The 23,263-nt window shown below is 59.3% G+C and carries 21 protein-coding genes and 2 riboswitches; of the genes, 12 read left to right on the top strand and 9 right to left on the bottom strand.

Translation table 11 applies throughout. From position 1 onward, the window contains the following. Window positions 1–13: 13 nt before the first annotated feature. Genes BM035_RS04080 through pqqA form a run of 6 tightly spaced genes read right to left on the bottom strand, consistent with a single transcriptional unit; the run spans window position 14 to window position 5,116 of the window. Entirely contained in the window at window positions 14–1,936 is a 1,923-nt protein-coding gene (locus BM035_RS04080) for a S9 family peptidase (protein ID WP_008171043.1), read from the bottom strand. Continuing rightward, window positions 1,902–3,038 carry a pyrroloquinoline quinone biosynthesis protein PqqE gene (gene pqqE / locus BM035_RS04085; RefSeq protein WP_008171042.1) on the bottom strand — a complete coding sequence of 379 codons (1,137 nt, stop codon included), beginning with the start codon at window positions 3,036–3,038 and terminating at the stop codon, window positions 1,902–1,904. Before pqqE ends, BM035_RS04080 begins: the two co-directional genes overlap by 35 nt. Continuing rightward, complete coding sequence (gene pqqD / locus BM035_RS04090; RefSeq protein WP_008171040.1) at window positions 3,035–3,310, bottom strand: pyrroloquinoline quinone biosynthesis peptide chaperone PqqD; 276 nt, start codon at window positions 3,308–3,310, stop codon at window positions 3,035–3,037. Before pqqD ends, pqqE begins: the two co-directional genes overlap by 4 nt. Further along, window positions 3,310–4,065: a pyrroloquinoline-quinone synthase PqqC gene (gene pqqC / locus BM035_RS04095; RefSeq protein WP_008171038.1), complete on the bottom strand. Its 756-nt coding sequence runs from the start codon at window positions 4,063–4,065 to the stop codon at window positions 3,310–3,312. The genes pqqD and pqqC overlap by 1 nt, the downstream gene beginning before the upstream one ends. Then, window positions 4,062–4,991, bottom strand: coding sequence for a pyrroloquinoline quinone biosynthesis protein PqqB (pqqB, locus tag BM035_RS04100; RefSeq protein WP_008171036.1), 930 nt, complete (start codon window positions 4,989–4,991; stop codon window positions 4,062–4,064). Before pqqB ends, pqqC begins: the two co-directional genes overlap by 4 nt. Before the next feature lie 53 nt (window positions 4,992–5,044). Next, complete coding sequence (pqqA, locus tag BM035_RS04105) at window positions 5,045–5,116, bottom strand: pyrroloquinoline quinone precursor peptide PqqA (RefSeq protein ID WP_007153157.1); 72 nt, start codon at window positions 5,114–5,116, stop codon at window positions 5,045–5,047. A 277-nt stretch (window positions 5,117–5,393) separates the two neighbouring features. Here pqqA and acuR point away from each other — a divergent pair, with 277 nt between their 5' ends. Genes acuR through BM035_RS04120 form a run of 3 tightly spaced genes read left to right on the top strand, consistent with a single transcriptional unit; the run spans window position 5,394 to window position 7,686 of the window. Then, window positions 5,394–6,035: an acrylate utilization transcriptional regulator AcuR gene (acuR, locus tag BM035_RS04110; protein ID WP_008171034.1), complete on the top strand. Its 642-nt coding sequence runs from the start codon at window positions 5,394–5,396 to the stop codon at window positions 6,033–6,035. Window positions 6,036–6,079: 44 nt separating this feature from the next. Beyond that, a complete protein-coding gene (gene acuI, locus BM035_RS04115) occupies window positions 6,080–7,063 on the top strand; it encodes an acrylyl-CoA reductase (NADPH) (protein WP_008171033.1) in 984 nt (327 codons plus the stop codon). Window positions 7,064–7,107: 44 nt separating this feature from the next. Beyond that, window positions 7,108–7,686 carry a peroxidase-related enzyme gene (locus BM035_RS04120; RefSeq protein WP_092030402.1) on the top strand — a complete coding sequence of 193 codons (579 nt, stop codon included), beginning with the start codon at window positions 7,108–7,110 and terminating at the stop codon, window positions 7,684–7,686. Window positions 7,687–7,871: 185 nt separating this feature from the next. On the opposite strand, the gene exaC is transcribed toward BM035_RS04120, so the two are convergent. Next, complete coding sequence (exaC, locus tag BM035_RS04125) at window positions 7,872–9,392, bottom strand: acetaldehyde dehydrogenase ExaC (RefSeq protein WP_008171025.1); 1,521 nt, start codon at window positions 9,390–9,392, stop codon at window positions 7,872–7,874. A gap of 376 nt (window positions 9,393–9,768) precedes the next feature. Next, window positions 9,769–9,875, top strand: a riboswitch (guanidine-I (ykkC/yxkD leader). Between the two features lie 57 nt (window positions 9,876–9,932). Between exaC and BM035_RS04130 the strand changes: the two genes are divergently transcribed. The 5 genes from BM035_RS04130 (at window position 9,933) to BM035_RS04150 (ending at window position 16,899) form a co-directional block, all read left to right on the top strand. After that, entirely contained in the window at window positions 9,933–10,658 is a 726-nt protein-coding gene (locus BM035_RS04130; protein WP_008171023.1) for an urea amidolyase associated protein UAAP1, read from the top strand. 13 nt (window positions 10,659–10,671) lie between these two features. Further along, window positions 10,672–11,310, top strand: coding sequence for an urea amidolyase associated protein UAAP2 (locus BM035_RS04135; RefSeq protein ID WP_008171021.1), 639 nt, complete (start codon window positions 10,672–10,674; stop codon window positions 11,308–11,310). Beyond that, complete coding sequence (uca, locus tag BM035_RS04140) at window positions 11,301–14,927, top strand: urea carboxylase (protein ID WP_092030403.1); 3,627 nt, start codon at window positions 11,301–11,303, stop codon at window positions 14,925–14,927. The genes BM035_RS04135 and uca overlap by 10 nt, the downstream gene beginning before the upstream one ends. Before the next feature lie 70 nt (window positions 14,928–14,997). Then, entirely contained in the window at window positions 14,998–16,065 is a 1,068-nt protein-coding gene (locus BM035_RS04145) for a putative urea ABC transporter substrate-binding protein (protein WP_008171012.1), read from the top strand. A 222-nt stretch (window positions 16,066–16,287) separates the two neighbouring features. After that, window positions 16,288–16,899 (top strand): TetR family transcriptional regulator, encoded by a 612-nt coding sequence (locus tag BM035_RS04150; RefSeq protein WP_008171010.1) that lies wholly within the window; start codon window positions 16,288–16,290, stop codon window positions 16,897–16,899. Here the strand turns inward: BM035_RS04150 and BM035_RS04155 are convergent. Further along, on the bottom strand, window positions 16,882–17,781 hold the full coding sequence (locus BM035_RS04155; protein ID WP_053113104.1) for a bifunctional transcriptional activator/DNA repair enzyme AdaA: 900 nt from the start codon (window positions 17,779–17,781) through the stop codon (window positions 16,882–16,884). The genes BM035_RS04150 and BM035_RS04155 overlap by 18 nt on opposite strands. A gap of 138 nt (window positions 17,782–17,919) precedes the next feature. On the opposite strand from BM035_RS04155, the gene BM035_RS04160 reads away from it, so the two are divergent. Further along, on the top strand, window positions 17,920–18,690 hold the full coding sequence (locus tag BM035_RS04160; RefSeq protein WP_008171006.1) for a class II aldolase/adducin family protein: 771 nt from the start codon (window positions 17,920–17,922) through the stop codon (window positions 18,688–18,690). A gap of 18 nt (window positions 18,691–18,708) precedes the next feature. Here BM035_RS04160 and glnT read toward each other — a convergent pair whose 3' ends face one another. Further along, entirely contained in the window at window positions 18,709–20,067 is a 1,359-nt protein-coding gene (glnT, locus tag BM035_RS04165) for a type III glutamate--ammonia ligase (protein ID WP_092030405.1), read from the bottom strand. A 154-nt stretch (window positions 20,068–20,221) separates the two neighbouring features. On the opposite strand from glnT, the gene BM035_RS04170 reads away from it, so the two are divergent. The 3 genes from BM035_RS04170 (at window position 20,222) to BM035_RS04185 (ending at window position 23,213) form a co-directional block, all read left to right on the top strand. Then, entirely contained in the window at window positions 20,222–21,253 is a 1,032-nt protein-coding gene (locus tag BM035_RS04170; protein WP_053113106.1) for an alpha/beta fold hydrolase, read from the top strand. A 184-nt stretch (window positions 21,254–21,437) separates the two neighbouring features. After that, window positions 21,438–21,546: riboswitch (guanidine-I (ykkC/yxkD leader) on the top strand. A gap of 66 nt (window positions 21,547–21,612) precedes the next feature. Continuing rightward, a complete protein-coding gene (locus BM035_RS04180; RefSeq protein ID WP_008171002.1) occupies window positions 21,613–22,428 on the top strand; it encodes an ABC transporter permease in 816 nt (271 codons plus the stop codon). After that, window positions 22,428–23,213, top strand: coding sequence for an ABC transporter ATP-binding protein (locus BM035_RS04185; protein ID WP_053113107.1), 786 nt, complete (start codon window positions 22,428–22,430; stop codon window positions 23,211–23,213). The genes BM035_RS04180 and BM035_RS04185 overlap by 1 nt, the downstream gene beginning before the upstream one ends. Window positions 23,214–23,263 lie beyond the last annotated feature (50 nt).

The raw sequence follows: 23,263 nt of genomic DNA on the forward strand, positions 1-23,263 counted from the left end.
AATAGCCGAGAGTTTAACTCAAGTTCTCCGCCTGATCATTGGCCTTTTGGCTATGCTTTCGGTAGAAGCTGAACATCCATTCGAGCATACCGGCCTGATTGGCCTGTCGCCGGAAACCATGCCCCTCGTCTTCAAACCAGTGCAGCTCCGGCGCCCTGCCCGCGGCTTTCATGGCCTCGGTCATTGCCCGGGTCTGCTCAGGCACCACAACCCGGTCCTGTCCGCCCTGGAAAAAGATCATGGGCGCGGTAATGCGTTCGGCGTGCAACAGGGGCGTTCTCTCCTGCCACCGCTCCGGGTATTTTTCTGGCGACCCCAGTAGCCAATCCAGATAACCGGATTCAAACCGATGGGTCATGGCCCGTAAACGCATGGGATCCGTTACGCCGAACATGCTCGCGCCAGCGGTGAAACGCCTGCTCCGGATCATCGCCATCAGGGCCGTGTAACCCCCGGAGCTGCGACCCTGGATAAACACCCGTCTCCCATCAGCCAGGCCGAAGGAGGCAAGGTGGTCTGCCGCCCGTTCCATATCCGCGACATCCACGTCACCCCACCGACCTTCCAGGGCCAGGCGGAACTCACGACCAAAGCCGGTGCTGCCTCGATAGTTGATTTCAGCGACGGCAAAGCCCCGCTGACACCAGTACTGAACCTGGGGATTGAACACCGGATAGGCCGCCGAAGTGGGTCCTCCGTGAGCAATCAGAATCAGTGGAGGGACGTCTGGCGTGGCCAGCTTCGGAGTGTAGAAAAATCCGTGGATAGAAGCTTCACCCGGGTTCAGAGCCGGAATCTCGATATCCAGCGGCAGTGCCGCCCGCGGCTCTGGCATGGCCTCCTCGCCCCCGGCAATGGTGCGGGCCTGGCCGGTCTCGAGATCAATCTGGAGGACCGCGTCCAGGCGGGTGGCGGCTCGCCCGATGCAGTAAAGATGCTCGCCAGCCGACTGCAGACATCGGAAGTCGCCAAAGCCCCGGGCAACCCGGATTGCTTCACCCGTTTCGCCGGAGCTTAGCCAGAGCTCGCCGGTCCCATTGCAGTAACGAACCCGGGCCCAACTGCCACTGCCTGTCGGGCAGTGGTGGGATTCACCCAACTGCCAGGGCGCGTTGCCATGATCCCGGGCTGGCGATTCGGTGGCGTGCCAAGCGCCCTCGCCCGAAGTATCAATATGCCAGGGTTGCCACCAACCCCCGTGGTCTGACAAAACCCAGAGTTGGTTGCCATCGAACACCGGCTGCTGTACCGACGCCTCAGAAGGTGTGGGCCATTCCCGGCCTTGATCCAGCAATCCATCTTCAGAGCAATTTGCGGTCCACAGCCGTGAACGCAGCCAGGGCATATCCGGCAACTGCCAGCTGGTCCAGGCAACCTGACTGCCATCGGCCGAGACCGCCGGCGCGCTGTAAAAATCCAGGCCGGAATGAAGCACCGAACGCTCGCCCAGCATGGAGACGGCAACCAGCTGCTGCTTGCCCTCTGCTTCCCGTACCGCGAGCACCCGTCGACGGGACTGGTCAGCGACCAACCCACCATAGGCCGCTCCGGGGTCATCGGTCAGGTTGTGGCACTGGCCGTCGGGCAGACTGACAAACCGTATCTGTTGATCCTCGCCAACCACGAACACACCGCTGTCGGCAGCCGCCAGGGCGCCACCACCATAGCCATTTACCCGGCTGCGGATGCCAAGATCATCAGGTCCAAGGCGAACAGGCCCCTGATCGGAAAGGTGCCAGAGCGTATTGCAGCCGCGTGCCGGATCCGTCTCCAGCCAGAACACACCCGCCGGGGCCACCGCAAGTTCCCCACGCTGGACATGCGCCGAGCAGGCCTCGTAGGCACTCAGTACCGTTTTGTCGTGGTGATGGCCGACCAGTGCAGGCTTGATGGCGGAGTTGTTAACCCCGGAAGAAAAGCCGTGAATTATCCGCATTTCGATATACCAGTTCAGTCAGGCCGGCCGTGGCATGATCGGCAGCTTTCCTCGCTGCCAGTATTCGATCATGATACGACGATTTGCTGCATACTGGATCTGCGTTATCCGCTTTGCCCGTCAAAAGATAGGCCTGACAGCGACAGCCACCGAAGTCCTTCTCCTTCTCATCGCAGGAACGGCAAGGCTCGGGCATCCAGGTGTCGCCGCGGTAGTGGTTGAACCCCGGGCTGTCGTACCAGATGTTTTGCAGATCCATGTCTCGGACATTGGGAAAGTCGATGGGCAGCAAACGGGCGCTGTGGCACGGCAGTGCGGTGCCATCCGGGGCCACGGTCAGGAACAGATTACCCCAGCCGTTCATACAGGCTTTCGGGCGCTCTTCGTAATAGTCCGGTGTCACAAAGATCAGCTTCATGGCCGAACCGGATTGCTGCAGCCGTTCCCGGTACCGGTTCACTTCCTGCTCTGCCTTCACCAGCTGCGCTTTGGAAGGCATCAACCCTTCCCGGTTTTCGAAGGCCCAGCCGTAATACTGGCAGGTGGCCAGCTCGACGTAGTCCGCCCCCAGGCGCTCGCACAAATCCATGATGTCGTTCATCTGGTGGATGTTGTGGCGGTGGATCACGAAGTTGAGCACCATGGGATAGCCGGCTTCCTTCACCGCCCGGGCCAAGGCCAGCTTCTGGTCAAAGGCCTTTCGGGAGCCGGCCACGGCGTTGTTCAGTTCCGGATCGGACGCCTGAAAGCTCACCTGGATATGATCCAGCCCCGCCTCGGCAAAGGCATCCACCTTGGCCTCCGTCAGGCCCAGCCCTGAAGTAATCAGGTTGGTGTAATACCCCAGGTGCCGCGCCTCGGCGATCAGCTCCGCGAGGTCCTGGCGGACCAGGGGCTCGCCGCCGGAAAAACCCAGTTGCGCCGCCCCCATCGTGCGGCCCTGTCGAAGCACACTCACCCACTCCTCGGTGGTCAGCTCCTGTTGGGTTTGCGCAAAGTCCAGCGGATTGGAGCAATAGGGGCATTGCAGCGGGCAGCGATAGGTCAGCTCTGCCAGCAGCCACAGGGGCGGCCCGGCGTTGTGGGGGTTGGTCGTGCTCATGACAGTTCAATCCAGTGTTGGTGCCGGGCGTCCTGCAAAAATTCGCTGACGTCCTTGCCAAGCGGGCCGGCGTCGGGGAACTGCTGCTCCAGACTGGCGACGATGTCGGCCACGGTACGCTGGCCGTCCACTTGATTGAGAATGGCACCGGCACTGCCATTGAGCTTCACCATTCCTTCCGGATAAAGCAGCACATAACTCTCCTGGGCCGGCTCCCACTGGAACCGGAACCCTCGACGAAAACGCGGCACCTCATTCATACCCACCTCCATTACAGCCCCCGGTGCCAGACCTGTTCGTCGGTCACGGTATGGTACGGCGGGGTGCGATGGCCGTAGGCCATGGTCATGGCATCCAACATGGTCCAGAGGATGTCCAGCTTGAACTGAAGAATCTCCAGGGCCCGGGCCTGCTGTGCCTCTGTGGTGAAGTGGTCGAGGGTAATGGTCAGGCCATGTTCCACGTCTCTTCTGGCTTCGGACAGACGCTTGCGGAAGTAGCTGTAGCCGCTCTCTTCAATCCACGGATAGTGGGCGGGCCAGCTGTCCAGTCGGGACTGGTGGATTTCCGGGGCAAACAGCTCGGTCAGTGACGAACAGGCCGCCTCCTGCCAGGTCGCCCGGCGGGCGAAGTTCAGGTAGGCGTCCACGGCAAAGCGGACACCCGGCAAAACGTGGCGCTGGTCAATCACCTCTTCCCGGCTAAGGCCCACCGCCTCGGCCAGGGACAACCAGGCTTCGATGCCGCCGACATCGCCGTCGTGGCCATCGTGATCCAGAATCCGCTGCAGCCAGAGCCGGCGCACACCAGCGTCCGGGCAGTTGGCCATGATGGCGGAGTCTTTCTGGGGAATCTTGATCTGGTAGTAGTACCGGTTGGCCACCCAGCCGCGGATCTGTTCGGGCGTGCACTGCCCGCCGTACATGGCTTTATGGTACGGGTGGTGGATGTGGTAGTACTGGCCCTTGGCGCGCAGGGCCTGCTCGAAATCCGTCCGGTTCATGGCGGTGTTGGCTTTGGCGTTCATGGCTGCCCCGAAAGGTCGATGTGCATTCCATCCCAGGACACCTCGATGCCGTGGCGGGTCAGCTCCGCCCGCTCCGGGGAGTCCTCGTTCAGGATCGGGTTGGTGTTGTTGATGTGTATCAGGATCTTGCGCTGGGCCGGCATGGTGTCGAGCACCTCGATCATGCCACCCGGGCCGCTCTGGGCCAGATGACCCATGGCCTGGCCGGTCTTGGTGCCTACTTCCTGGCGGATCATCTCGTCGTCGTGCCAGACGGTCCCGTCCACCATCAGCACGTCGGCCTGGCGCATCCAGCCGAGAATACGGTCGTCCGGCTCGCCGAGGCCCGGGGCATAAAGGACTGTCTGACCGGTGCGGGTGTCTTTCAGGAACAGGCCAATGTTATCGCCCGGATGCGGGTTGTCCCGGCGCGGTGAATACGGGGGTGCGTTGCTCAGCAGCGGAATGGCGGTCAGCTCGATGGACGGTGCGCAGGGAATGGTAAAAGGCGTCTGCTCGGATGCCTCGATGCGCTGCCAGTTCAGGCCACCGTTCCAGTGCTTGAGCATGGTGAACAGCGGAAAACCACCGCTGAGGTCTTCATGCACCTGTTCGGTACACCAGACATCCATCGGAAGACCCTCGCGCAGGGACAGCAGGCCGGTGGTGTGGTCCACCTGGCTGTCCATCAGCACAATGGCATCAATGCCGGTATCCCTTAAAGCACGTGCCGGCTGCATCGCTTCGAAGGAAGCCAACTGGGCGCGAATGTCGGGGGACGCGTTAAACAGGATCCAGTGCTCGCCGTCTTCACTGATGGCAATGGAAGACTGGGTACGGGCCCGGGCGTTCAGGGTACCCTTCCGGAAGCCGTCGCAGTTGGCGCAGTTACAGTTCCACTGGGGAAAGCCACCGCCTGCAGCGGAGCCCAGAACGTGAATCAACATGGTGGGTCACTCCACAAGCAAAACGGCCAGCTCGAGGCTGGCCGCTTCAGCACTCAGCGATTGGCGAAGTACATGGTGACTTCGAAACCGATGCGGAGATCTTCGTAGGCTGGTTTGGTCCACATAATGCTCACCTCTATTGTCATGATTGTTAGCGCATTGAGGGTGAATCAACGACATTGCCGATAACCCAGTTCCCATCCTATCGGCCGGGGCAAGGGGCCAATATGGTACTTTGGAACTGTTTTTGGCCACCACAAAGTAGCATCGCTCCCACTTGGGAGAGCGAATCCCATTCCGCCCTGGCTGCACCCCATAGCAACTTCACTTGATTTTATTAGACGACCAGTCTAGTTTATTCTGATAATTAAATAGACGATCGGTCTAAATTGAGTCAAGACGATGAACCAGACAGCAGACATCAAGCGAAAACGGGGCCGCCCCCCGAAGACTGAAAATGCCGATTTCAGGGATACCCGGGAAACGCTCATCACCGTGGGCCTGTCAGTGCTGACGGAGAAGGGTTACTCCTCCACCGGCATCGACGAAATACTTCGCAAAGCCGGCGTACCGAAAGGCTCCTTCTACCACTACTTCGACAATAAAGAAGCCTTCGGCCGGATCCTGATCGAAGCCTACGGCCGCTATTTTGCGCGCAAATTTGATCGCTGGTTTGAAGATCGCGCCCTCACTCCCCTGCAGCGGCTCGAAGCGTTTGTTGAGGATGCCAAAACGGGCATGGCCAGGTTCGAGTATCGCCGCGGCTGCCTGATCGGCAATCTGGGACAGGAAATGACCGCCCTGCCCGAGGGTTTCCGTGTTCTGTTACAGGACGTTTTCACGGACTGGGAGTGCCGCACCGCTGGGGTATTGAGAGAGGCCCAGCAGGCCGGTGAGATTTCCAAGGATCTAAAGTGCGATCAGATGGCGCACTTCTTCTGGATTGGTTGGGAGGGCGCGGTGTTGCGCGCAAAGCTGGATCAATCCCCAGAACCACTGGATCGGTTCGCCCAGGGATTTTTGTCGCTACTTCGCGGCTCATGACCCGGGACGAAAAACCATCCTCATTACCCAAACACGGAGGCAACATGTTTAAAGGCATACTCATTGAAGGATCACGCGGCGACCAAAAAGTGTCACTGACATCCATAGAAGAATCGGAACTGCCGGAAGGCGACGTTACCGTGGATATAGCCTTCTCAACCTTGAACTACAAGGATGCTCTGGCCATCACCGGAAAGTCACCGATCGTGAAACAGTACCCGATGATTCCAGGCATCGACTTTGCCGGCACCGTATCAAGCTCCACGCATGCAGACTTCAAGGCAGGCGACCCGGTTGTCTTGAACGGGTGGGGCGTTGGCGAGAAACACTGGGGCGGCCTGGCCGAGAAAGCCCGTGTTTCCGGTGACTGGCTGATTCCTCTGCCCAAGGCGTTTTCTCCTCGACAGGCCATGGCCATTGGCACCGCCGGCTATACCGCCATGCTTTGTGTCATGGCACTGGAAAAGAATGGCGTAACACCTGATTCCGGCGACATCCTGGTGACCGGGGCAACCGGCGGCGTTGGAAGCATTGCGGTGGCGCTGTTGGCCAAGCGGGGTTATTCCGTGACCGCGGTGACCGGCCGATCCGAGGAAGCAGACTATCTGAAGTCGTTGGGGGCCGGAAACACCCTCGATCGCGCTGAGCTGAGTGAACCAGGCAAACCCCTGGTGCGCGAGACCTGGGCCGGCGCCATTGATGTGGCCGGTGGACAGGTGCTGGCCAATGTCTGTGCCGGCATGAAATACCGTGGCGTCGTCGCAGCCTGTGGTCTGGCGGCCGGCATGGACTTCCCGTCCACCGTTGCCCCGTTCATTCTTCGGGGTGTGACCTTGTGTGGCGTGGACAGCGTGATGGCGCCCAAAGCTGAGCGACTCGAAGCCTGGAAGCGCCTGTCGGAGGATCTCGACATCGATCTGCTCGAGCGCATGATCACGGAAATACCCTTTGAAGACGCCATCGAAGGTGCCAGCCAACTGCTGGACGGCAAGGTTCGTGGGCGTATCGTCGTACCGGTCGCAGGCTGAACCGAAACTTCTTGAACCATAAAACCGCCATTAAAGGAATTGTTATGAGCTCGTCCAACGAACAACCAATAAGCCGATTCCCGGTTCCGTCGCTTGAATCACTCCCGGCGGACATCCGGGAGAAGATTCTTGCCGTTCAGGGAAAGTCGGGGTTTATCCCCAATGTCTTTCTGGTACTGGCACATCGCCCCGCCGAGTTTCGTGCCTTCTTTGATTACCACGATGCCCTGATGGAAAAAGACAGCAACCTCACCAAGGGCGAACGCGAGATGATCGTGGTCGCTACCAGCAACCTGAACCAGTGCCAGTACTGCGTGGTGGCCCATGGCGCTATTCTGCGCATCCGTGAAAAGAACCCGGAGATCGCAGACCAGGTCGCCGTGAACTACCGAAAGGCCGACATCACTGAACGCCAGAAAGCCATGCTTGATTTCGCCATAAAGGTTTCGCAACAAGCCCAAGAAGTGAGTGACGCGGACTTTGAGGAACTCAAACGTCATGGTTTCAACGACGAGGATATCTGGGACATCTCCGGCATCGCCGCGTTCTTCGGGCTTTCCAATCGGATGGCAAACGTGACAAACATGCGGCCTAACGCAGAGTTCTACTCACTGGGGCGATAAAGCGCATTGACACCAAAATCCGCCCCAATAAAAAAGGCCCTGGGAAGGGCCAAAAGAGAGTGACAGAAAAACCCGAACTCTCGTCAGAGAGTCGCCCCGGCCAGACACCGGGGAATGAAGGTGCACATCCGCTGTGCTGACTCACAGGCGGGCCCGTGTGGGAGGCCCGCTTACCGCTCATTGATTCAGAAGAAACCCAGCGGGTTGGTGTCGTAGCTGGTCAGCATGCACTTGGTCTGCTGATAGTGCTCGAGCGCCATCTTGTGGGTTTCACGGCCAACGCCAGACTTCTTGTAACCACCGAAGGCTGCGTGAGCCGGGTAGGCGTGGTAACAGTTCATCCACACCCGACCGGCCTGGATGTTGCGGCCCATCCGGTAGGCGAGATTGGTGTCGCGGGTCCATACACCGGCACCCAGACCAAACTCGGTGTCGTTGGCGATGGCCAGGGCTTCTTCCTCGGTCTTGAAGGTGGTAACGCCCACGACCGGTCCGAAGATTTCTTCCTGGAACACGCGCATCTTGTTGTCACCCTTGAACAGGGTGGGCTGGATGTAGAAGCCATTGTTGAACTCTTCATCCAGATGCTCGCGGTCGCCGCCAGTCAGCACCACAGCGCCCTCTTCCTTACCAATGGCCAGGTAGGACATGATCTTGTCGAACTGTTCTTTCGACGCCTGGGCACCTACCTGAACATCGGTGTCCAGCGGGTTGCCACGCTTGATCGACTTGGTGCGCTGAACCACCTTCTGCATGAACTCTTCGAACATGTCTTCCTGGACCAGCGCCCGTGACGGACAGGTGCAGACTTCGCCCTGGTTGAAGAACGCCAGAACCAGACCTTCCACGCACTTGTCGATGAATTCCGGCTCGGCCTTCATCACGTCGGAGAAGTAGATGTTCGGGGATTTGCCACCCAGCTCCACTGTGGACGGGATGATGTTTTCAGCCGCGCACTTGAGGATGTGGGAGCCAACCGGGGTGGAGCCGGTGAAGGCAATCTTGGCAATACGCTTGCTGGTGGCCAGGGCCTGGCCGGCCTCGATGCCGTAGCCGTTAACAATGTTCAGCACGCCCGGCGGCAGCAGGTCACCAATGATTTCCATCAGTACCAGGATGCTGGCAGGCGTCTGCTCGGCAGGCTTCAGCACGGTGCAGTTACCCGCAGCCAGACAGGGGCCCAGTTTCCAGGCCGCCATCAGAATCGGGAAGTTCCATGGAATGATCTGGCCAACGACACCCAGCGGCTCATGGAAATGGTACGCCACGGTATTGTGGTCGATCTCGCCCATGTGGCCTTCCTGGGCACGAAGACAACCCGCGAAGTAGCGGAAGTGATCAGCCGCGAGGGGAATGTCGGCGTTCAGGGTTTCGCGCACGGCCTTGCCGTTGTCCCAGGTTTCAGCGACTGCGAGCTTCTCGAGGTTGGCCTCGATGCGGTCCGCAATTTTCAGCAGGATGTTGGAACGCTCGGTGGGAGAGGTCCTGCCCCACGCAGGTGCCGCCTTGTGCGCTGCGTCCAGGGCCAGATCAATATCTTCGGCACTGGAGCGCGGAATTTCACAGATCACATTGCCAGTGACCGGTGTGATGTTCTCGAAATACTGGCCTTTTACCGGGGCAACCCACTCCCCACCGATGTAGTTCTCGTAACGGGATTTGAAAGAAACGACGGAGCCATCCTTTCCTGGTTGTGCGTAGATCATGATCTCGACCTCTTGTTGTGTTTGTCGCAGGGCAACGCGGCCTTTCGCGTTTACCCATTCAATGTAGACGCCAAACCCGGAAAGTTGAATGGTGCGATGGAGGCGAAAAACTCCTCCCTTGGTAGTAGATGGCTCGAAGGCCATGCCACCATTGGCGCGGCTCCGAAATCACTCTCCGAAAATAAATGCACAGGAAAGGCACTGCTCGATGCACAAAAACAGTGCGCTCGCCCAGGCAAGAAGCAGACCTGTCAGACACCTCAAATCCCACCACAATAAAAAACAGTAATTTAGCGATTGGCATGGACTCTGCAGAGTATCCATTACGCAGCGAGAAGTCGGTTACTGAAACCACAATCAACGCGCCACAATCTGACCAATGGTCAACTAGGGTTCCGGTCTGCCATCAATCCGTGCAGACGGCTGGTCCGAGAGTTGACGACCTTTTCCAAGGTTACACGGCGGGACAAAAGCCCGGGAGGATCGCTCAGTTACTGACGCCTCTCGCTTTTTAAATGCCCTAACCAGGAGGAAAAGGCCATGTTGCAAACCGCAACCCCCCTCTACGACGATCTGATTCCCGGCGGATCCCACTGGTCCTTTATCATGCGCCGCGGCCACGTGCTGCGCCTGATTGACGAAACCGGCGGTGCCAACGTCGGCATGTTGATGTACAACCCCGAGAACCCGCTCGAGCGGTACAACATGCCGGACACCCTGAAAAACCAGCACACCTTCCTGCTCACCAAGGGCCACGTGTTGCTCTCGGACATGGGCCGGGTATTTGCCTCCATCATCCGCGATGACCTGGGCTGGCACGACACCGTCGCCGGCACCTGCAATGCCGATCTGGTGGAAAAGCGCTGGGGCAAAAAGACCTATCAGGAAGCCCATAACCACTACCACCGAAACGGTTTCAACAGCTTTCTGAACGAACTGGCCAAGTACGGCCTTGGCAAGAAAGACCTGACCGCCAACCTGAACTGGTTCAGCAAAGTAAAAACAGATGACGACGGCAACATGGCCTTCTCCGAGGGCCACTCCCACGCCGGCGCCACAGTGGACCTTCGATTCGAGATGGACACCATCGTGGTGCTGCACACCTGCCCGCATCCGATGAATCCGGCCAGCGAATACCCCAGCCATCCGCTGCGGTACCAGTTGTTCAAGGCGGCCCCGGTGACCGATGCCGATCCGTGCAAAACCTCGTCGCCCGAGGCGACACGGGCATTTGCCAACACCGCTCTTTATCACCTGATGCAGTAATGGGAGGCCGGAGATGATCAAGCAAAGCACATTGAAGCCCGAAAATGCCGCCTTCCGTGAAACCGTACCGGCAGGCGAGTATTTCCTGAAAGTGGTGAACGCCGGCGAAACCATCCGGATTCTGGATCTGGAGGGCAACCAGGCCGCCGACACCCTGTTCTACAACGCCCATAATCCGACCGAACGCTACAGCGCCGTCGACACCATCCGCGAGCAGGGCAACGTCTACCTGACGGCTGGCTCGAAGCTGATGTCTTCTGAAAACAACGTGATGCTGGAAATCACCGCCGACACCTGCGGCCGTCACGACACCCTGGGCGGTGCATGTGCGGCCGAGAGCAACACAACCCGTTATGCCCTTGAGAAAAAGTGCATGCACGCCTGCCGGGACAGCTGGCTGGTGGCCGTCACCGAACACGAAGAACTGGGCATGAGCAAACGGGACATCACCCACAACATCAACTTCTTCATGAATGTCCCGGTCACGGCCGACGGCGGACTCACCTTCGCGGACGGGATTTCCGATGCCGGCAAATACGTGGAGCTGGAAGCGAAGATGGACGTTCTGGTGATGATCTCCAACTGCCCGCAGCTCAACAATCCGTGCAACGGCTGGAACCCGACACCGATTGAGGTGCTGGTATGGAGCTGAGCGGCAGATTCTCAAAGGTCCTGATCGCCAACCGCGGCGCCATCGCCTGCCGGGTTATTCGCACGCTGCGTGACATGGGGCTGACCTCGGTTGCCGTCTACGCCGAAGCGGATTCCGATTCGCTTCACGTACGGCAGGCGGACGAGGCGTATTCCCTGGGAGACGGCCCGGCAGCGACCACTTACCTGGATCAGGACAAACTGTTCGAGGTAATCCGCAAGAGCGGTGCCGGCGCCATCCACCCCGGCTACGGCTTCCTGAGCGAAAACGCCGATTTTGCCCGACGCTGTGACGCCGAAGGCGTGGTCTTCCTGGGCCCGACACCCGAGCAGATGGAGCAATTCGGTCTCAAGCATACGGCACGGTCACTGGCTGAAAGCGCCGGCGTACCACTGCTACCAGGCACCGGCTTGCTGACCAATCTGGAGGAAGCGCTAAAAGCCGCCGACACCATCGGCTACCCGGTGATGCTGAAAAGCACCGCCGGCGGTGGCGGCATTGGCATGTCCCGCTGCTACGGCCCGGACGATCTGGGCAAAAGCTTCGAGTCGGTCCAGCGCCTGAGCCAGAACAATTTCAGCAATAGCGGCGTGTTCCTGGAAAAATTCGTGGAACATGCCCGCCATGTGGAAGTACAGCTTTTCGGCGATGGCGGAGGGCAGGTGTTGGCCCTGGGCGAGCGTGACTGCTCGGCCCAGCGTCGCAACCAAAAAGTGATCGAGGAAGCTCCGGCGCCAGGGCTATCCGACGACGTCCGCTCCCGCATGCACGCGACAGCCCGTCAGCTGGGTGAAAGCATTGGCTACCGCAGCGCCGGCACCGTGGAGTTTATCTACGACCCGGACACCACCGAGTTCTACTTCCTGGAAGTGAATACCCGCTTACAGGTGGAGCACGGTGTGACCGAGCAGGTTTATGGCGTAGACCTGGTCCGATGGATGGTGGAACTGGGCGCAGGCACCCTGCCCGACCTGGCGAAACTGGGCAGCAAACTTGCGCCTTCTGGCCACGCCATCCAGGCCCGGATCTATGCGGAAGACCCCAACAAGGATTTCCAGCCCGGCGCCGGTCTGCTCACCAACGTGGCCTGGCCCGACGAGGATGGCCTGCGAATCGATACCTGGATTCAGCCGGGCACAGAGGTGTCGCCGCTCTATGATCCCATGCTCGCCAAGGTGATTGTGCATGAGGCCGATCGCGAGTCTGCCCGTCAGCGGTTGATGCAGGCACTCGACGACAGTCAGCTCTATGGCATCGAGACCAACCTGAAATACGTGCACCAGGTGCTGGACGACCCACGCTTTGCCGAGGGCAGACTGTTTACTCGAACCCTGAACGAATTCGATTACCAGCCGGCCACCGTGGATGTGCTCAGTGGCGGCACCCTGACCACCATCCAGGACTACCCCGGGCGCATCGGCTACTGGGAAATTGGCGTACCACCGTCGGGTCCTTTCGACAATTATTCGTTCCGGCTTGGCAATCGACTGCTGGGTAATCCGGAAGGGGCTCCAGGCCTGGAAATCACCCTTAAGGGGCCGGTGCTCACTTTCAACCGCGCCACCCAGATTGCGCTGACGGGCGCCCAGCTGGACGCCACACTGGATGATCAGCCCATGGCTTCCTGGCAGGTGATCGACGTGCCCGCTGGCGCCACCCTGAAGCTGGGCGCCACCACGGCGGACGGCGCCCGGGCCTACGTGCTGTTCCGCGGAGGGCTGGACTGCCCCGAATACCTGACCTCCTGCAGCACCTTTACGCTCGGCCAGTTCGGCGGCCATTGCGGCCGCGCCTTGCGGGCCGGCGATGTGCTGGCCCTGGCGGAGTCTGAGCCAACCGGCCTGACCACTCTCCCTGCCGACCTCAAACCGACCATCGGCAAGACCTGGAAACTGCACGTTACCTATGGGCCTCATGGCGCGCCGGACTACTTCACTGGAGAAGATATAGACACCTTCTTCGCCAGCGACTGGGAGATTCACTACAACTCGAGCCGCACCGGCGTTCGCCTGATTGGCCCGAAACCGGAATGGGCGCGCAGCGATGGCGGCGAGGCCGGTATGCATCCGTCCAACATTCACGACAACGCTTACGCCGTGGGCACCGTGGATTTCACCGGCGACATGCCGGTGATTCTCGGTCCTGATGGCCCCAGCCTGGGCGGCTTTGTCTGCCCGGTGACGGTCATCAGCGCTGACCTGTGGAAACTGGGCCAACTGAAAGCCGGTGACAAGGTCCAATTTGTTCCGGTCAGTCAGGACCAGGCCGTGGCCCTGCGGGAAGCCCTCGACGAGTCCATCGCCACCCTGACCGCAGCGACCGCCCATATCAAACCGATCACACCAACCTCCCCGGTTCTGGCGGCACTCAGTGACGATGAACACGAAACCGGCGTGGTTTATCGGGCCGCCGGCGACAACTACGTGTTGGTGGAATACGGCCCAATGGAGCTGGATATCCGCCTGCGCTTCCGCGCCCACGCGCTGATGCTGTGGCTGCGTGAGCAGAATCACGATGCCATTCTGGAGCTGACCCCCGGCATCCGATCCCTGCAGGTGCATTACGACAGCCAGAAACTGAACCAGCGCACGCTGCTGGATCTGCTGATCGGCGCCGAAAAGGAACTGGAAAAACAGCCCGAATGGGATGTGCCCGCGCGCATCGTTCATTTGCCCCTGTCCTGGGATGACGAAGCCTGCCAGACCGCCATCGCGAAATACATGCAGTCGGTGCGGAAGGATGCCCCCTGGTGCCCGAGCAACCTGGAGTTCATCCGCCGCATCAACGGACTGGACAGCATCGATGAGGTAAAAAAGACGCTTTTCGAGGCAACCTATCTGGTGATGGGCCTGGGCGACGTCTATCTGGGCGCCCCGGTCGCTACCCCGCTGGATCCCCGGCACCGGCTGGTGACCACCAAATACAACCCGGCCCGTACCTGGACCGCGGAGAACTCCGTTGGCATCGGCGGCGCCTACCTGTGCATCTACGGCATGGAAGGGCCAGGCGGCTACCAGTTTGTCGGTCGTACCCTGCAGATGTGGAATCGCTACCGCACCACCGATTTCTTCGAGCCCGGCAAGCCCTGGCTGCTCCGGTTCTTTGACCAGGTGCGCTTCTACGAGGTCAGTGCCGAAGAACTGCAGCAAATCCGACGGGACTTTCCCAATGGCGACTACCCGATAAAGGTCGAGGAAACCCGCTTCAATCTGAAGGACTACGAGCAGTTTCTGGCGAACAACGACGACGAAATTCAGACCTTCACAGCCAAGCGCAAACAGGCCTTCGATGAGGAGCTGCAGCGCTGGATCGAGTCGGGCCAGATTAACTTCAGTTCCGAAGCACCGATCGAGGACACCGGCGAAGACGACATTGCCAACCTGCCAGCAGGCCAGCACGCGGTGGAAAGCCACGTAGCCGGTAACCTCTGGGAGTGCCTGGTCAAGCCAGGCGACACCATCGATGCCCAGCGGCCGGTGGCGGTTATTGAATCCATGAAAATGGAAATCGAATTACTGAGCCCCGTAACCGGACGCGTGGTAGACGTGCGCCGGGAAGCGGGACAGGCGGTCTCGCCCGGAACGCCGGTCGTGATCGTTGAAGAGATTACCGAGTAATGCCAGCAACCCCAAAAAACTGAAGAAAGACCAAACCTGCAAACACGGGCAAGGCCCGAGGAGAGACACCATGAAAACACGCGACATCACCAAAGGTCTGGCGGCCGGTCTGTTCACGGCCTCCCTGTCCATGGGTGCAATGGCCGAGGAAAAGGACTCCTTCAGCATCGCATGGACCATCTATGCCGGCTGGGTGCCCTGGCAGTATGCCGAGGACTACGGAATCATGAAAAAGTGGGCGGACAAGTACGATATCGAAGTGGATATCGTGCAGGTGAACGACTACATCGAGTCCATTAACCAGTATACCGCCGGCCAGTTCGATGGTGTGACAGCTACCAGCATGGACGGCCTATCGATTCCCGCAGCCTCTGGTGTGGATACCACCGCGCTGATCGTCGGTGATTACTCCAACGGCAACGACGGCCTGGTTTCAAAAGATGCGTCCAGCATCGAAGAGCTGGAAGGCGAAACCGTTCATTTGGTTGAGTTGTCCGTCTCCCACTACCTCCTGGCCCGCGCCCTGGCCAGCGTTGGCCTGGAAGAACGTGACTTGAGCGTGGTCAACATTTCTGACGCTGATCTGGTCTCTGCATTCCAGACCGACGATGTTCGCCATGTGGCAACCTGGAATCCGTTGCTGAGCGAAGTGGAAGCCTATCCCGGTGCTACAAAGCTGTTTGATTCCAGCCAGATTCCGGGCCACATCAAGGATCTGACTCTGGTAAACACCGAGACCCTGGCCGACAATCCCAAGCTGGGCAAGGCATTGGTCGGAGCCTGGTACGAGACCATGAGTATTCTTGAGTCCGATACCCCAGAGGGTGCGGAGGCGCGGGCATACCTGGGCGAGCTTTCCGGCACGGACCAGGGCGGCTACGAAGCACAGCTGGCAGGCATGAAGATGTTCTGGGAGCCGCAGATGTCGGTGGACTTCATCAACAGCGACGAGGCGTCTGAAGCGATGGACAGCGTACGTGAGTTCTCCTTCGAGAAGGGCCTGCTGGGCCAGGGGGCCATGAGCCCGGACTTCGTAGGCATTGAGTTCCCCGATGGGTCGATCATGGGTGACTCTGGCAACGTGAAGCTGCGGTTTAATGATAGCTACATGGAGATGGCGGCTGACGGAGAGATCTGAACAAGCCGCACTACTGACATTGAAGCTACGGGCACGAACATTCGTGCCCGTTTTTGTTTAGACTTCGCGGGAGGGGTGGTGTGGGGGTGCCTTTCCAAAACTGTGCGGAGCCATGGATGGCGGAGCCCAAGCGTCACATGGATGTGCCGCAAGGAGCGTGTTTTGGAAAGGCACCCTCATACCACCCCGAAACTCCCAAGCCAAGTTAAGTAGACGAATCAGATGCGCCGTACCAAGGAAGATGCCGAGAAAACCCGCCAGACTGTGCTTGAGGCCGCGCTCAAGTTGTTTAGCCGGGACGGTTACTCACTAACGACTTTGAGCCGTATTGCCAAAGAAGCCGGTTGTAGCCGTGGGCCGATCTACTGGCATTTCGAGAACAAGGATGATCTGTACGAAGCTGTACTTGCCTACTCCCAGGAACCGCTGGAAGCCCTGGTCGCGGAGTGTTCTGGCATGCGGGAAACGCCCATTGAGGCCATGGATCATTTTATTGAACGCTGGCTGAGCTTGTTGGCCAATGACCGGAAGTATCGTCAGTCGTTCGAGATTCTGTTGAACAAGACCGAACTAACCGATGCCATGAGCCGAACGCTGAAGCGGGAACGGGCGTTGACCCGGTCGATTATTGCGATGTTCCGGCACCTGGTTGCCCAGGCAGCTGAGCAGGGTCTGATTTCTACACAGGAAGACCCGGAGGATCTGGGACTGCTGAGTTACACCTATCTGATGGGCATTACCCAGACCTGGCTGTTTGCGCCGAAGCTGTTTTCGTTGAAACAGGAAACGGCGTTTTTCCAGCGACAGTTCTGGGTGCTACTGGGTCGAGGCTGAGCGCTCTTTCTCCAGCAATTGCTGTTTTCGGTCGAGGCCCCAGCGGTAACCACCGAGGGAACCGTCACTGCGCAACACCCGATGGCAGGGAATCAGCACGGCGATGCGGTTTCGCCCGCAGGCGGAGGCCACAGCCCGAACGGCTTTGGGCTCGCCCAGTCGCCTTGCCAGCTCCGTGTAACTCACCACCTCACCTTCACGGACGCTTAGCAGGAGTTTCCAGACGCGTGTCTGGAATGCGGTGCCACGGATATCCAGAGGGACATCCGGTCTGGGCATGTTCTGGCTCAAATGCTCATCCAGAGCCAACATCCACGCATCCAGCTCCGGCGATCCCTTTGCCCCAGACGGAGCCAGTCGAGCCTTCGGAAACTCCTTCTGTAACTGATCTCCCAGTGCCGTCTCATCATCCCCGAATTCGGCAAAACACACACCCTGATCGGTGGCGGCCATCATCAGCAGGCCGAGAGCCGTTTCCCGGCAGGCATAGGCAATGGTTTCACCTTCCCCACCCTTGCCGTAGCGGGAAGGCGGCATGCCGACCTGTCGGTCTGCCTTGCCATAGACGCGACTGACCGAACCAAAGCCGGCATCGTAGATTGCATCGGTCACGGTCCGGCCTGTTCTCAACGCCCGCTTGTAGTGGTTCAGGCGCAGTGCATCCTGATAAGCCTTTGGTGAGACACCGAAGGTTTCCTTGAACACCCGCTGTACGCGGGATGGCGACAACCCAACCACAGCGCCGAGGTCGGCAAGGCTCAACGGTTCATCTGGCCGGCTCTCGATGTACCTGGCCAGTGCGACCATTCGATCGGCAACGGGCATGGATGCTTTCGCGTCACTATCCTTCTCGTCCTGCATCGGGGTTCGGAAACTTTCCATGCTTCGGCTCCTTCATGTGCGCACAACCCATCATCCATATGATGCGCGTTTGCTTCGCCCCCTTCCATCCGATTCTTGCGGGCGCTACATTGACCGTCAATCAACAATAAAACCAACCGATTCCGAGGGGTCAGCACTATGTCCGAGCAATTGGCAATTCCATCCAAAAAGGGTGAAGTCAGTGAGGAGGAGTGGCAGCTTCGCATTGACCTTGCCGCCGCCTACCGACTGATTGCTCTCTACGGCTGGGACGACCTTATCTTCACCCATCTCTCGGTGCGAATTCCCGGTGACGAGCATCATTTCCTGATCAACCCCTACGGAATGATGTTCGAGGAAATTACGGCTTCCAGCCTGGTGCGCATTGATCAGGAAGGCAACAAGATCAATCCAGACGATTTCGACATCAACCCTGCCGGTTTCACCATTCACAGCGCCATCCATGCGGTTCGTGAGGATGCTGCCTGTGTCATGCACACCCACACGACCGCCGGTGTCGCTGTGTCAGCGCAGAAGGAAGGCTTGCTGCCCTTGTCCCAGCAAAGTCTTTTTCCGCTATCCGGACTCGCGTACCACGATTACGAAGGCGTGGCGCTGCGCGAAGACGAGAAAGCGCGCCTGCAGGCAGATCTGGGCCACGCCCGTTTCATGATCCTGCGCAACCACGGCCTGCTGACCACGGGACCCAGCGTCGCCGAGGCCTTCCTGAACATGTACATCCTGCAGCGCGCCTGCGAGGTCCAGATTCAGGCCATGTCCGGAGGCCAGCCGCTGGTACGTATTCCCGATACCATTCTCAGCTCCATTCGGGAGCAGGCCAAAAAGGTCACCAAGGGCATGGGTGGCAACCTTGCCTGGCCAGGACTTCTCCGGAAGTTGGACCGCATCGATCCAGGCTTCCGAAGCTGACATCAGGCCCTGTAGCTATCAGAACATTTTCAGATAACGGTCCACTTCCCAGGCCGACACGTGGTTCTGATAGCTCTCCCACTCGCCTTTCTTGAAGTCGATAAAGCTTTTGAACATGGCTTCACCGAAGACTTCTTTCGCCAGCGGATCGGCCTCAAAGGCCTCCACCGCCTCGCCCAGGTTCCGGGGCAGATACTCAATGCCCTGCTCGGCGATTTCAGCATCGCTGTAGTTGTACATGTTCTCGTGGTGGGGGGCGCCCGCGTCCAGACCTTCACGGATGCCTTCCAACCCTGCAGCGAGAATCAGCGCACTGCCAAGATAGGGATTGCAGGCAATGTCTGCGGCACGGCATTCGATGCGCCCGCCCATGCCGGGAATCCGGATCATGTTGGTGCGGTTGTTGGAGCCGTAGCACATGAATACCGGTGCCCAGGTGGAGCCCGACATACTGCCCTGACGCACCAGTCGCTTGTAGCTGTTCACCGTCGGCGCTATCACGGCACTGATGGCAGCACCGTGTTTCAGCACACCCGCAGTGAAGTGATAGGCAATCTTGCTGATGCCACAGTTGTGCAGGTCGTCGCCCCTGGGCTCGAAGAGATTTTGGCCGGTCTCCAGGTCCGCCAGCGACATGTTGTAGTGGGCGCCACTGCCGGTGCGGTCGGCAAAGGGCTTGGGCATGAAGCTCGCGAAAGCGCCATGTTTGCGGGCAATCTCGTTGGCCATCATCCGGAAGAACACCAGGCGATCAGACATCGTCAGGGCGTCAGCGTATTTGAAGTCGGTTTCGAACTGGCCGTTGGCGTCTTCGTGATCAAACGAGTACACATCCCAGCCCAGCTCGTTCATGGCGTCTACCAGCTCATCCATGATGGGCAGGTTATCCATGAGCGTGCGGGGGTCGTAACAGGGCTTGCCCAGGTTGTCGCGATCACTCAGCGGGGCAAAGCCGCCATCCTCGGTATCCCGGAACAGGAAGAACTCGGTTTCAATACCGAGATTGAAGCGATACCCCATATCGGCCGCCGCACTCAGCTGACGACGTAGAATATTCCGGGAACAGGCTTCGAAAGGCGCGCCGTTCAGGAACAGATTGCCCGGGAACCAGGCCAGCTGGCGATTCCAGGGGCAGATGGCCAGCCCATCGGCATCCGGCATGGAGGCGACCTCGTCGTCGGAGATATCCTGGGGCACGCCATCCAGGGCGGCGCCTGTGTAAAGCTCCGAGCCTTCCATCATTTGCCCCAAGTGAGCCACGGGCACGAACTTGCCTTTGGTCACACCGTGGATGTCCACGTAGCTGGCAATGGCGTATTTCACACCTTCCTCTGTGAGCTTCTCTTTCAGGGCCTGGGTGTTGGTCAATTCCGTCATCCTGTTTTTCTCCGGCCCGTCATGCGGGCAATCAGTTTGGGTTCTGGCACGTTTCTTTCTTTGTTTTTGCCATTCAACTTACATGCCAGCGTGTATATATAAGAGCGAAGGCGAGAGACTTCAGGCAAACAGTCAGCCTGAAAGAGAGGGGAAAATGGCGTCGAAGCAATGGCTTGTAGAAGATTACGAAGCAGGTGACCTGCCTCTGACTTCCGGCGAAACGTTGCACTCCGCGAGATTGCGGTACCACCGCATCGGCGAGCTGAACGCACCAAAAGACAACCTGATTATGCTGCCCACGTACTACGGTGGTGCAGCCGCGGGTAATCACCCGTGGGTTGGAGGCAACAGCCCCCTCGATCCAGACCGTTACTGCATCGTTATTCCCGCTTTGTTAGGCGCAGGCGAATCATCCTCACCCTCGAACACCGCCGGAGCGCAGCGCGGCCCGGGCTTTCCTGCCGTGTCCCTGAATGACAACGTGATGCTACAAAAGCGGTTGGTGGAGGACATCTTCGGAGACGCCCGGATCGCGCTGGTAATGGGCTGGTCCATGGGCGGGATGCAGGCACTGCAGTGGGGCTGTTTGTTTCCGACGCAGGTGCGCGCGGTGCTGGCTACCTGCTGCACCGCACGGTGCTATCCCCACAACCGGGTATTTCTTGAGGGCGTAAAGGCGGCACTGACCTGTGACCACGCCTTCGAGAATGGCCGTTACCGGAGTCCACCCGAACGCGGACTCCGGGCCTTCGGCCGGGTTTATGCGGGCTGGGCTTATTCCCAGGCGTTTTTCCGTCACGAGCTCTGGCGCGAACAGGGTTTTGGCTCCATTGAAGAGCTGCTTCGATTCTGGGAGCAGGATCATCTGGGCCAGGACGCCAATGATCTGCTCACCGTACTGAACACCTGGCAGAACGGTGATATCAGCGACAACCCCGTATTTGGCATGGATTACGAAGCGGCGCTCTCTGCCATTGCCATGCCTACCCGAATGATGCTCTGCACCACCGATCTCTACTTTACCGAGGAGGACGCCAGTGAGGATGGCCGCCGGATGCCCGGCGCAACCGTGGAATCGCTGGAATCGGACTGGGGCCACGTTGCCGGTGGTGCGGGCCGGGAGGCTGCAAGCCACAATCGCATCCTTGCGGCCGCCCGGGCCTTGCTCTCGGGAAAGGCGTCATGATCGAGCATCCGAACCTATGCCGCACCAACCCGGTGCATATTTTTGCCGATGCTTTTGCCGGGATGACCCGTTTTCGCCCGCTCTTCGGATCTGGCATGCCATCTGCACTGTTTCCGACTGACGGTTTTCAAAAACCCGATCCGTTCAAAGCACTGTTCACAACACCGCAGACAGAGCGACGGACAAAATGGGTGACTAGGGTTCCGGTCCGGGCAGTCAAGATTCCCGGATGGCTGGTCCGAGAGTTACCGACCTCTGGGGAGGTTACACGGCGGGACAAAAGCCCGGGAGACTGAATCGCAAGGGACGCTGTTACCCGCGATGACCTTGCCGTGTTGTGTAACCAGAGGAGACGATTCATGCGAATGATCAACCATCACCCCGGGCGTGTTTCCGCTACCCTCTTGGGCCTGCTGCCCTTTCTGTTGATCATGCTCATCTACAGCCTGGCCTCCCAGGAGCGCCTGGCAGACAACCCCAACGACAAACTCCTTCCCGGCCTGGAGCAGATGACCGCGGCCGTGGATCGCATGGCTTTTCAGGAGGACCGTCGCAGCGGCGACTACCTGATGTGGCAGGACACGACCGCCAGTCTGGCGCGCCTTGGAATGGGCGTCGGTATCGCCGCCTCGCTGGCGCTGGTGGTCGGTATTCTCAATGGAGTGCTGCCACTGGTCAGGGCCAACCTTGCTCCTCTGGTTTCTGCCCTTTCCATGGTGCCGCCGCTGGCCATACTACCGATTCTCTTCATTGTGTTCGGGCTGGGCGAGCTTTCCAAAGTCATGCTGATCGTAATCGGAACCGCGCCCATCATGATGCGGGATGTGGCCCAGCGGGTCCGCGAACTTCCCGGCGAGCAACTGATCAAGATCCAGACCCTGGGTGCCAATTCCTGGCAGGTGATCACCCGCATGGCCCTGCCCCAGGTGCTGCCCCGCCTGATCGACGCCGTGCGCCTTAGCCTTGGCCCCGCCTGGCTGTTCCTGATTGCTGCCGAGGCGATTGCCTCCACCGAAGGCCTCGGCTACCGGATCTTCCTGGTGCGGCGCTACCTGGCCATGGACGTGATCCTGCCCTATGTCATCTGGATCACCATTCTCGCCATTGTTATCGACCAGTGCCTGCGTCTGGCAAACCGCAGGCTGTTCCCCTGGTACAACGCAGGAGGCCACTGATGAGCTTTATAACCGTTAACAATCTCTGGAAGGAATACGGCGATCAGGTGATCCTGGAGAACCTGAACCTGAGCGTGAAACAGGGCGAGTTCTGCACCCTCGTGGGCGCCTCCGGTTGCGGCAAGTCCACCTTCCTGAAAATGCTTCTGGGCCAGGAAACCCAAACCCGCGGCGAACTGCTACTGGAGGGCGAGGCCTTCCCCGGCGAGCCGGACAGAAACCGGGGTATCGTATTCCAGCGCTACTCTGTGTTCCCGCACCTGACAGTGCGCCAGAACGTGCTGATGGGCCTGGAACTCGAACAGAAACCCTGGCTGGGCAAGCTGTTCGGCGGCGCCCGCAAGGTAGCTCTCGAAAAAGTGGACGACATGCTGGAGTCGGTGGGCCTGAGCCCATCCGCCAACAAATGGCCCCACGAACTGTCGGGCGGCATGCAGCAGCGCCTAGCTATCGCCCAGTCGCTGATCATGCGCCCGCGGGTTCTGTTGCTGGACGAGCCCTTTGGCGCATTGGACCCGGGGATTCGCGGTGACATGCACGACCTGCTGCTGAAACTCTGGCAGGAAACCGGCACCACCATCTTCATGGTGACCCACGATCTGAAGGAAGGTTTTTACCTGGGCACCCGACTGCTGGTGTTCGACAAGGTGCGCAACGATCCCCATGACCCACAGGCATTTGGTGCCACCATCACCTACGACTTGCCGATCGGGCAGACAGATCGAAAACTGTTCGAAGACATTCACCAGTCGGTCAGCGAGACAGCCCGTAATCAGGCCGCCTGATCTAACGGACAGCTCAATAAAAAAGGTCGCCCCAGGGCGACCTTTTTTTT

The organism is Marinobacter sp. DSM 26671 (genome assembly GCF_900112835.1).
Taxonomy (GTDB): domain Bacteria; phylum Pseudomonadota; class Gammaproteobacteria; order Pseudomonadales; family Oleiphilaceae; genus Marinobacter; species Marinobacter flavimaris.